At 71.8% G+C, this 9753-nt stretch carries 10 protein-coding genes; 4 read left to right on the forward strand and 6 right to left on the reverse strand.

Features of this window, described 5'->3' with window-relative positions; translation table 11 throughout:
- Window positions 1–293: 293 nt before the first annotated feature.
- From ACFV6I_RS32800 to ACFV6I_RS32825, 6 genes are all read right to left on the reverse strand, one after another.
- On the reverse strand, window positions 294–503 hold the full coding sequence (locus ACFV6I_RS32800; RefSeq protein ID WP_380429287.1) for a hypothetical protein: 210 nt from the start codon (window positions 501–503) through the stop codon (window positions 294–296).
- A 204-nt stretch (window positions 504–707) separates the two neighbouring features.
- A complete protein-coding gene (locus ACFV6I_RS32805) occupies window positions 708–1550 on the reverse strand; it encodes a helix-turn-helix domain-containing protein (protein ID WP_380429289.1) in 843 nt (280 codons plus the stop codon).
- Window positions 1547–2299, reverse strand: a complete 753-nt coding sequence (locus ACFV6I_RS32810) for a DUF6879 family protein (RefSeq protein ID WP_380429292.1) — start codon at window positions 2297–2299, stop codon at window positions 1547–1549. The genes ACFV6I_RS32805 and ACFV6I_RS32810 overlap by 4 nt, the downstream gene beginning before the upstream one ends.
- A 113-nt stretch (window positions 2300–2412) precedes the next feature.
- On the reverse strand, window positions 2413–3315 hold the full coding sequence (locus ACFV6I_RS32815) for a 5'-3' exonuclease H3TH domain-containing protein (protein ID WP_380429300.1): 903 nt from the start codon (window positions 3313–3315) through the stop codon (window positions 2413–2415).
- Between the two features lie 58 nt (window positions 3316–3373).
- Complete coding sequence (locus tag ACFV6I_RS32820; protein WP_063346869.1) at window positions 3374–4441, reverse strand: cation diffusion facilitator family transporter; 1068 nt, start codon at window positions 4439–4441, stop codon at window positions 3374–3376.
- A gap of 155 nt (window positions 4442–4596) precedes the next feature.
- On the reverse strand, window positions 4597–5325 hold the full coding sequence (locus ACFV6I_RS32825) for a gamma-glutamyl-gamma-aminobutyrate hydrolase family protein (protein ID WP_063346868.1): 729 nt from the start codon (window positions 5323–5325) through the stop codon (window positions 4597–4599).
- A 152-nt stretch (window positions 5326–5477) separates the two neighbouring features.
- Between ACFV6I_RS32825 and ACFV6I_RS32830 the strand changes: the two genes are divergently transcribed.
- The 4 genes from ACFV6I_RS32830 to ACFV6I_RS32845 all read left to right on the forward strand — a co-directional run.
- Window positions 5478–6863 carry a glutamine synthetase family protein gene (locus ACFV6I_RS32830; RefSeq protein WP_363378760.1) on the forward strand — a complete coding sequence of 462 codons (1386 nt, stop codon included), beginning with the start codon at window positions 5478–5480 and terminating at the stop codon, window positions 6861–6863.
- A gap of 5 nt (window positions 6864–6868) precedes the next feature.
- Window positions 6869–8245 carry an aldehyde dehydrogenase family protein gene (locus ACFV6I_RS32835; RefSeq protein WP_380346135.1) on the forward strand — a complete coding sequence of 459 codons (1377 nt, stop codon included), beginning with the start codon at window positions 6869–6871 and terminating at the stop codon, window positions 8243–8245.
- Between the two features lie 6 nt (window positions 8246–8251).
- Window positions 8252–9040 carry a 3-oxoacyl-ACP reductase gene (locus ACFV6I_RS32840; protein WP_063346866.1) on the forward strand — a complete coding sequence of 263 codons (789 nt, stop codon included), beginning with the start codon at window positions 8252–8254 and terminating at the stop codon, window positions 9038–9040.
- 128 nt (window positions 9041–9168) lie between these two features.
- A partial coding sequence (locus ACFV6I_RS32845) for a DUF2510 domain-containing protein (RefSeq protein WP_380429295.1) occupies window positions 9169–9753 on the forward strand: 585 nt, incomplete at its 3' end.

The raw sequence follows: 9753 nt of genomic DNA on the forward strand, positions 1-9753 counted from the left end.
CCCCCATGCCGTTCTTCGAGGACCTCGAAGAACGGCATCACCCGCGAGGCCGCGTCGGTGAGTGGGCCGTGCGGGATGTGCCAGTCACGTATCTCGTTCGCCCCGGACTCTCGGCAGGGGGAACTGGCTTGACCATTGCGGAGCTGGCAGTCGGGGTTCTTGTGGTCAGCGGCGCCGCAACGGGCACGGCGGGGGTGTCTCGTCGGTCGGGTTGAAGGTTCGGGGGCATGACACGGCCGAGACCGCTCGGAGTTGCTGGCCTGGGGTCCAGTACGTCCCCCGGGCGTCACTCGTCACTCGGCGCCATCCGGGTTCAGGCACTCTCCGGATGCCTCGTGCCGTAGGCGCAGGACCCGCGCGTTCGTCAGCTTGGAGCGGTCCACGCTCTCCGGAGCTTTGCAGGCCTCCCGCTCCATGGCGTCGAACCACTGGCAGGACGGGCACTTGTCCGCATCAACGGTGGGTTGGCCGGGCCCGCGCCGAGCGATTTCACGCAAGGACATCGCCGACCGCCTTCCAGTGCTGCTGGTTGGCATCGACGCTCACGCCGAGGTGTGGACCAGCCGCCAACCGCTGCGAGTTCGTGATCACCGCTCAACTCCCCTGCCGATCGAAGCCATCGGCAGGACGTTAAGCGGACGAGATTCGCCGGCGGGAGCATGATTCTCGAATATTCCAGCCCCGGCAGCTGGGGTGCGTGGGAATTCTCAGGCAGAACCGAGTGCCCTGCGGCACCGCGTGATGATGCGGTGGGCGTCCAGTCCGTAGACGGCCGCGCCGGCCAGCGTCTCCCACACACGCAGGTACAGCGTCACGTTGTCGGGCTGGTCCAACCACAGCTCCGCGTGCCAGTCCTCGACGATGACGAGCCGTTCGTCGTGAATCCAAAATCCGTTGGCAGGAGGCAACCCGAGTGAGGCTTCGAACGGCACGATGCCCAAGGAGACGGTATCCAGTCCGACCACACCGCTGAGTCGGTCAAGTTGCGCGGCTAGCACGGCCGGTGGGCACACCAGGGCGCGTAGTGCGGATTCCCACATGACGATGTGGTATCGCTTGCCTGGCCGGTACAGGCTTTCCTGTCGCTGGACGCGGGCTCGAACGGCGTCCTCTACATCGCGCGGCGACTGGTGGAGGCTGACGTACGCGCTGAAGATGTGCCGGGCGTAGTCGGCCGTCTGGAGCATGCCGACGATCATGGAATTCTGCCACGCGCGCATGACGCGTGAACGCTCGTGCTCGGCGGTCAGCGTGTCCTGCACCGGTTTGTGTCCGGCGGCCAACTGCCGTCGCCAGGTGCGGGTCCCCGACTCGAAGGCCCGTAGCCTGGCCGACAGTTCGGGCGCTGTGTGGGGTTGTCCGACGCCCTCGGCCCAGGCCTTGAGGTCCTCGTGGGTGGCCGTCTGTCGGCCGGTCTCCAGCTTGCTGACCTTGGATTGCGTCCAGCCCAGACGGTCGGCCAGTTGCCTGCCTGTGAGACCGCCCTCGGTGCGCAGCTCACGGAGCCGCAGACCGAGGGCGATTCGTGCTTGTTGGAAGTCGGTGCTCACATGGCGGACGGTACCTCAGCGCCGAATTCGCGGCTCGGCGTGGCGAAGTGCCAGGCAGCGTCCCGTACCTGGCAGGCGCGGGCCACCTGCACCGGGTCGGTGATCAGTTCGATGTCGGTCAGGTCGTCGTCGGCGTCGAAGTGCAGCAGGGCGATGACGCGCGAGTCGAACAGCCAGGCGTCCTCCTGCGGAAGACCCAGGCGTTCGGCGTCGGCCCGCCAGAGGTACCGGGTGTCCTCGCCGACGGCGTTGTTCCGTTCGGCGTTGTCGAGCAGGTACCGCTGCCCCAGGGTGGGCGGGTTGTCCATGATCCGCACCCGCTCGAACCGTTTGCCCAGGGCCGCCTGTTCGCGGCGCGAGCGGCACCAGGGGTCGTCCAGGTCCCATCCGGGCGCCATCCCGGCAGCGAACCGGCGGTAGGTTTCGGTCTGCTCGTCGGAGCGGTACCGGCGGCGGGTCTCCAGCCGGAAGGCCGTGTGCTGGAAGCTCTTGAACATGTTCTCGAACTCTTCGTAGCCGATCAGCACGCGTTCCCGGTCCACGTCGCGCGGCGCGAAGTCCGTGAGCAGCGCGCGGGGCACGATCACGAACCCTTCGCCGGGCTTGATGTTGCGGAGTTGGGCGATCTCGTCGGGGTCGGTCACGACATCGCCCTGCACCAACACCTCCCCGGTGTCGACGTCCTCGTAGAGCGTCGGGCATCCGCTGTTTCCGGAGTTGCTTCCGATGTACCGCAGTCGTCGGCTCACAGCCGCTCCCCTCGCTGTCGGTCAGGCGGAATCAGGATGCCCGGGGACCGGCCCGAGGGGAGTGCCGATTCGCGAATATTCTCCTGGCGCGGCGGAAAGGCCCCGCGTGGTGGTCAGCGGGTGGCGAGGGACTCCAGGAGGCGTTCGAGGGAGGTGCCGAGGCCCCAGCGGGTGGCGAGGTCTTCGAGGGTCATCGGGTCGAGCGGCTCGTGGGGGAGGGCCGGGTCGAAGGTGGGGAGGGGGGCGTCGGGGGCGACGCGGACGACGGTGGGGGCGACGTCGAGGTAGGCGGCGCCTTCGACGAGGTTGCGGCGGCGGGCCGGGGTGAGCTTGGAGGAGAGGTCGAGGGCGGCGGCGCGGATGGTGGTGAGGTCGCCGTACTCGTTGATGAGCTGGGCGGCGGTCTTCTCGCCGATGCCCTTGACGCCGGGCAGGCCGTCGCTCGGGTCCCCGCGCAGGGCGGCCATGTCGGCGTACTGGGCGCCGCGCACGCCGTACTTCTCCAGGAGCAGCGCGTCGTCGGTGATCTGCAGGTTGCCCATGCCCTTGACCGGGTAGAGCACGGTGATCTCGCGGGCGTCGTCGACCAGTTGGAACAGGTCGCGGTCGCCGGTGACGATCTGTACGGGCCCTTCGGCGCGGGCGGTGAGGGTGCCGATCACGTCGTCGGCCTCGTAGCCGGGGGAGCCGACGCGGGCGATGCCGAGCGCGTCCAGCACCTGTTCGATCACCGGGACCTGCGGGGCGAGCGTGTCCGGCACCTCCTCCTCGCCGTCCTGGGCCGCCTCGGCGACCCGGTGGGTCTTGTACGAGGGGAGGAGGTCGACCCGCCACTGCGGGCGCCAGTCGGCGTCCATGCAGGCGACGAGCTGGTCGGGGTGGTGGTCGTGGACCAGCCGGGCGATGAAGTCCAGCAGGCCGCGGACGGCGTTGACCGGTTCGCCCTGGGGGGAGCGCAGGGTGTCCGGCACGCCGTAGTAGGCCCGGAAGTACAGGCTGGCGGAGTCGAGGAGCATCAGTCGCGGTGCGGTCACGTGTCAGATCATGCCGCACCGCGACGACAGGAGGGCGGCTTCAGTGCTCGTGCGGGCCGGCGCGGTGGACCGGGCCGTGCGCGTCGGCGCAGTGTTCGGCGGGCTGTTCGCCGGGGGCGGCGATCTGGAGCAGGGCGCCGGCCGCGTCTTCGCCGACGTGGTCGACCTGGAGCGTGCTGTGGGTGATGCCGTACTCGTCGGCCAGTCCGCGTTGGAGCTCGCGCCGGACGGCGTGGCAGTCGCCGCCGGGGGTGACGAGGATGTGTGCGGACAGGGCGGGCTGGTTGGAGGTGATCTCCCAGATGTGCAGGTCGTGGATCTCCTCGACCAGCGGCTGGGCGACCATCCGGTCGGCCACCGCGTCTGGGTCGATGCCGGCCGGGGCGGCCTCCAGGAAGATCCGCCCGGAGTCGCGGACCAGGCCGATGCCGGCCTTGAGCATCAGCGCGACGACGACCAGCGAGGCGATCGCGTCGGCCCGGACGAAGCCGGTGGTCAGCATGACGGCGCCGGCGACGGCGGTGGCGATGAACGCGTACAGGTCGGTGAGCACGTGCTGGAAGGCGCCCTCGACGTTGAGCGAGCTGCGGTTGGCCTTCGACATGCACCAGGCGGCGGCCAGGTTGACGACGATCCCGATCAGTGCGGTGACCAGCACCAGTGAGCCGGCGACCTCCGGCGGTTCGAACAGCCGGGTGACGGCCTCGTAGCCCAGCCAGGCGGACAGCACCAGCAGGGTGACGCCGTTGGCCTGGGCGGACAGGATCTCGGCGCGCTTGAGGCCGTACGTGTAGCCGCCGCGGGCCGGGCGGGCGGCGAGGCGCATCGCGACCAGCGCGAGGACGATCGAGGCGGCGTCGGTGAGCATGTGCGCCGCGTCGGAGATCAGGGCCAGGGACTTCGCGGCGAAGCCGACGACGACCTCTCCGGCCATGAAGACGACGATGAGTGTGAGGGCGCTGAGCAGCCAGCGGCGGTCGGCGTCGGCGGCGACACCGTGCGAGTGGCCTCCGTGGCCGCCGAGTCCGCCGTGCCGGTGTCCGCCGTGGTCGTGCGCGTGCTTGTGGTCATGCGCATGATCAGTGTGGGAATGCTCGTGCCCGGCCATCGAAGTCCTCTCTGGACGCACGGGTGGGGAGGGGAGGGGCGCGATCGCCCTGCACCCGAAGTGAACCGCAGAACGGACAAAGATCCAAAGGCTGTACTGGTGACCGTTGTCGTTGCCGTTGAGCGGTCCGTTCCGCCCGTGCGGGCGGGCCCCGGCTACCCGATCAGCGCGGTGTCCAACTGCGCCGCGGTGGCCGCCCGGACCAGGGCCCGCATCACCCGCAGGTCCTCCCCCTGCTCCGGGTGCCACTGCACGCCCAGGGTGAACCCCGGGCCCTCGACCGCCTCGACCGTCCCGTCCGGCGCGTGGGCCGAGACCCGCAGGCCCGCCCCGACCCGGTCGACGGCCTGGTGGTGGAAGGTCGGCACCTCCACCTCGCTCTCCGGGAGCAGCCCGCCGAGCAGCGTCCCCGGCACCGGCCGCACCAGGTGTGTCCCGTAGCCGCCGTCCGCGCCGCCGTGGACGTCGACCGGCACGACGTCCGGCAGGTGCTGGACGAGCGTCCCGCCGCAGACGACGTTGAGCACCTGCATGCCCCGGCAGATCCCCAGCAGCGGCATCCCGGCCGCCAGGGCCGCCCGCAGCAGGGCCGACTCCCACCGGTCCCGTTCGGGGGAGTCGACCTCGGTGCGGGGGTGGGCGGGCTGGCCGTAGTAGGCGGGGTCGATGTCGGGCCCGCCCGCGATGACGAGGGCGTCGAGCCGGGCGAGCACCTCGGGTGCGCGGTCGGGGGAGTCGGGCGGGAGCAGCACCGCGATCCCGCCGGACTCCTGGACGTATGCGGTGTACCGCTCGGGCACCAGGGCCACCCGGCGGCCCTGCCAGTTGCTCCAACTCGCGTCGACCAGGTAGGTGCTGACGCCGATGAAAGGCCTGCGATCCATGGCGGGCATTCTCCCCCCGCACCGCCTGATCCCCCGTCAACCACGCATGTCGGCGCGCCACACGTGTCCGCCCTCTTCCGCGCCGTCCGCCGCAGGCCGTACGGTTCGCTGTGACCGCTTGAACTCGAAGAGTGATCGTGGAGGGTTCCGTCATGCCCGAGAACGCCGCCGCGGGCGTGCCGCCCCGGGCGCCGCTGACCCTGGACGAACTGCGCACGCTGGTGGACACCGGCGAGGTCCACACCGTGGCGCTGGCGTTCACGGACATGCAGGGGCGCCTGCAGGGCAAGCGCTTCGCCGCCCGCTTCTTCCTGGACGAGGTGGTCGAGCACGGCGCCGAGGCCTGCGACTACCTGCTCGCCGTGGACGTCGACCTGAACACCGTCGACGGCTACGCCTTCTCCTCCTGGGCCACCGGCTACGGCGACTTCGCGATGCGCCCCGACCTCGGCACCCTGCGGCTGACCCCCTGGCAGCCGGGCACCGCGCAGGTGACCGCGGACCTGGCCCGGCACGGCGGCCACCCGGTGGACGCGGCCCCCCGCCAGCTGCTGCGCCGCCAGATCGCGCGCCTGGCGGAGTACGGGCTGGCCGCCGACATCGGGACCGAGCTGGAGTTCCTGGTGTTCCGGGACACCTACGAGCAGGCCTGGCTGGGCGGTTACCGCGGCCTGACGCCGGCGAACCTGTACAACGTGGACTACTCGATGCTGGGCACCGCCCGGGTCGAGCCGCTGCTGTCCCGGATCCGCAACGAGATGGCGGGCGCCGGGCTGGTGGTGGAGTCGGCCAAGGGCGAGTGCAACCTCGGCCAGCACGAGATCGCCTTCCGCTACGCGGACGCGCTGACCACCTGCGACCAGCACAGCGTCTACAAGACGGGCGCGAAGGAGATCGCCGCGCAGCAGGGGTGCGCGCTGACCTTCATGGCCAAGTACAACGAGCGCGAGGGCAACAGCTGCCACATCCACCTGTCGCTGCGCGACGCGGTGGGCGCGCCGGCCTTCGCCGACCGGGACGGCCGGATGACCGACACCATGCGGCACTTCCTGGCCGGCCAGCTGACGGCGCTGCGCGAGTTCAGCCTGCTGTACGCGCCGAACATCAACTCCTACAAGCGCTACCGCCAGGGCTCGTTCGCCCCGACGGCGGTGGCCTGGGGCCGGGACAACCGGACCTGCGCCTACCGGGTGGTCGGCCACGGCCAGGGCCTGCGGATGGAGAACCGGGTGCCGGGCGGGGACGTCAACCCGTACCTGGCGGTGGCCGGGATGATCGCGGCCGGCCTGCACGGGCTGCAGCGGAAACTGGAGCTGCCGGCGCCGTGCCTGGGCAACGCCTACGCCGTCGAGGAGTACGCCCGGGTGCCCGGTTCGCTGCGCGAGGCCGCGGAGTTGTGGGGCGACAGCGAGCTGGCCCGGGTGGCCTTCGGCGACGACGTGGTCGAGCACTACCTGAACATGGCCCGGGTGGAGCAGTGCGCCTTCGACGGCACCGTCACCGACTGGGAGCGCTACCGATCCTTCGAACGGATGTGAGGCCGATGACCGACCCCACCGACCCCACCGTCAGCACCGTCCGCAATCCCGCCACCGGCGAGGTGCTCGCCACCGTCCCGGACACCACCGCGGGGCAGGTGGACGCGGCGGTCCAGCGCGCGTCGAAGGCCCAGCCGGCCTGGGCGGCGCTGGCACCGGGCGAACGGGCCCGACTGCTGCGCCGGTTCGCCGACCAGGTCGAGGTGCACGTTCCGGAACTGGCCGCACTGGAGGTGCGCGAGGCCGGCCACACCGTGGGCAACGCCCGCTGGGAGGCCGGCAACGTCCGGGACCTGCTGGAGTACGCGGCCGGGGGAGTGGAACGCCTGACCGGCCGCCAGATCCCGGTGGCCGGCGGCCTGGACGTGACCTTCCACGAGCCGGTCGGCGTGGTCGGGGTGATCGCGCCGTGGAACTTCCCGATGCCGATCGCCGCCTGGGGCTTCGCGCCGGCCCTGGCGGCGGGCAACGCCGTCCTGCTCAAGCCCGCCGAGGCGACCCCGCTCACCGCGCTGCGGCTGGCCGAACTCGCCCTGGCGGCAGGGCTGCCGGAGGGCCTGTTCCAGGTGCTGCCGGGCCCGGGCGCGACGACCGGCCGGGCCCTGGTGGACCACCCGGCGGTCCGCAAGATCGTCTTCACCGGCTCGACCGTGGTCGGCAAGGAGGTGGCCGCCCGCTGCGCGGCCCGGGCCAAGCGGGTCACCCTGGAGCTGGGCGGCAAGAGCCCCAGCATCGTCTTCGCCGACGCCGACCTGGCCCGCGCCGCGGACCCGATGTCCTTCGCCGACAACAGCGGCCAGGACTGCTGCGCCCGCAGCCGGATCCTGGTCCAACGCGAGGCGTACGACGACTTCCTGGCGCTGCTGCTGCCCGCCGTCGAGGCGCTGCGCACCGGCGACCCGGCGGACCCCGAGACCCGGCTGGGCCCGCTGATCTCGGCCGCCCAGGTGCGCCGGGTCGCCTCCTACGTCACCCCGGACCTGCCGGTGCTGGCCCGCGGCGCGGTGCCGGACGGGCCCGGCTACTGGTACCCGCCGACGGTGATCGCGCCGGCCGACCCGGAGGTGCCGGCCGTCACCGAGGAGATCTTCGGCCCGGTCGCCGCCGTCCTGCCGTTCACCGACGAGGCGGACGCGCTGCGGCTGGCCAACGCCACCCGCTACGGCCTGTCCGGCTCGATCTGGACCAGGGACCTCGGCCGGGCGCTGCGGCTGGCCCGCGGCGTCGCGGCGGGCAACCTGTCGGTCAACTCGCACTCCTCGGTGCGGTACTGGACGCCGTTCGGCGGCTACGGCGAGTCCGGGGTCGGCCGGGAGCTGGGGCCGGACGCGCTGCGCCACTTCACCGAGACCAAGAACGTCTTCATCCACAGCGAGGAGTAGCAGCCGATGACGGAGAACGACGCCCCGGTGTGCCGCCGCCTGGTCGGCCGCACCGCCGTGATCACCGGCGCCGGCAGCGGGATCGGCCTGGCGGCCGCCCGCCGGCTCGCCTCGGAGGGCGCGAAGGTGGTCTGCGCGGACCTGGACGAGCAGTCCGGGCGGGCGGCCGCCAAGGAGGTCGGCGGCCTGTTCGTGCACACCGACGTCACCGACCCGTACATGGTCGAGGCGCTGTTCGACGAGGCGTACGAGACGTACGGGAGCGTGGACGTCGCGTTCAACAACGCGGGCATCTCGCCGCCGGAGGACGACTCGATCCTGACCACCGGCCTGGACGCCTGGCGCAAGGTCCAGGAGGTCAACCTGACCTCGGTGTACCTGTGCTGCAAGGCCGCGCTGCCGTACATGCGGCGGCACGGGCGGGGCTCGATCATCAACACGGCCAGCTTCGTGGCCCGGATGGGTGCGGCCACCTCGCAGATCTCGTACACCGCCTCCAAGGGCGGGGTGCTGGCGATGTCCCGGGAACTGGGCGTGCAGTTCGCCCGGGAGGGGATCCGGGTGAACGCGCTGTCACCGGGGCCGGTGGACACCCCGCTGCTGCGGGAGCTGTTCGCCACGGACCCGGAGCGGGCGGCCCGCCGGCTGGTGCACATCCCGCTGGGCCGGTTCGCCCGGGCCGAGGAGATCGCCGCCGCGGTGGCCTTCCTGGCGAGCGACGACTCGTCCTTCATCACGGCGAGCGAGTTCCTGGTGGACGGCGGCATCTCGGGTGCCTACGTGACCCCGCTGTAGCCCCGGGCGGGCCCGACGGTCCTGAGCGTGCCCGTCGCGCCCCTTCTCACCGTAATCTCATCGAAAACCACCGGAATTCGAGGCCGCGCTGATTTCGCGCTTATCCGCGTGCCTTTAGATTCTCTGTTGTGAGCGAGCAGATTCCCGCCGGGTGGTACCCGGACCCGAAGGACACCGGCGGCGACCCGAGGCCGCAGCGCTGGTGGGACGGCAGGGGTTGGACGGCCAGCACCCGGCCCGCACCCTCGGACGCCCCGGAGCCGGTGCCCCCGGCGGCCGGGGCTCCGGGGCCGGGGCCGGCCGACGAACCCACGGTGCTGCAGGGGGAGGTGCTGGACAGCGGGCCGACCGTCCGCTACCCGGAGCCGCCGCCCTTCGGCACCGCCTACGGCTCCGAGGCACCGCCGCCGCGCAAGCCCCGGCGCCGGCCGTCCCCGATGATGATCGCCGCCACCGTCGCGGCGCTGCTCGGCCTGGGCACCGGCTCCGGGATCACCTTCCTGGCGATGGACGGCCAGAGCGACAACCGCCCGCAGCGCAGCGCCCGGCAGGCCGTGCCGAACGGCGAGAACGGCCCCTGGAACGGCTTCCCGGGCCTCGGCGGCAACGGGAACGGCGGCAGCGGGAACGGCAACAACGGGAACGGCGGCAGCGGGAAGGCCAGGCACGGCCCCGGCAACGCGATCCACCTCGTTACCGGGCACTCCCTCCCC

This window comes from Kitasatospora sp. NPDC059803 (genome assembly GCF_042732255.1).
Classification (GTDB): domain Bacteria; phylum Actinomycetota; class Actinomycetes; order Streptomycetales; family Streptomycetaceae; genus Kitasatospora.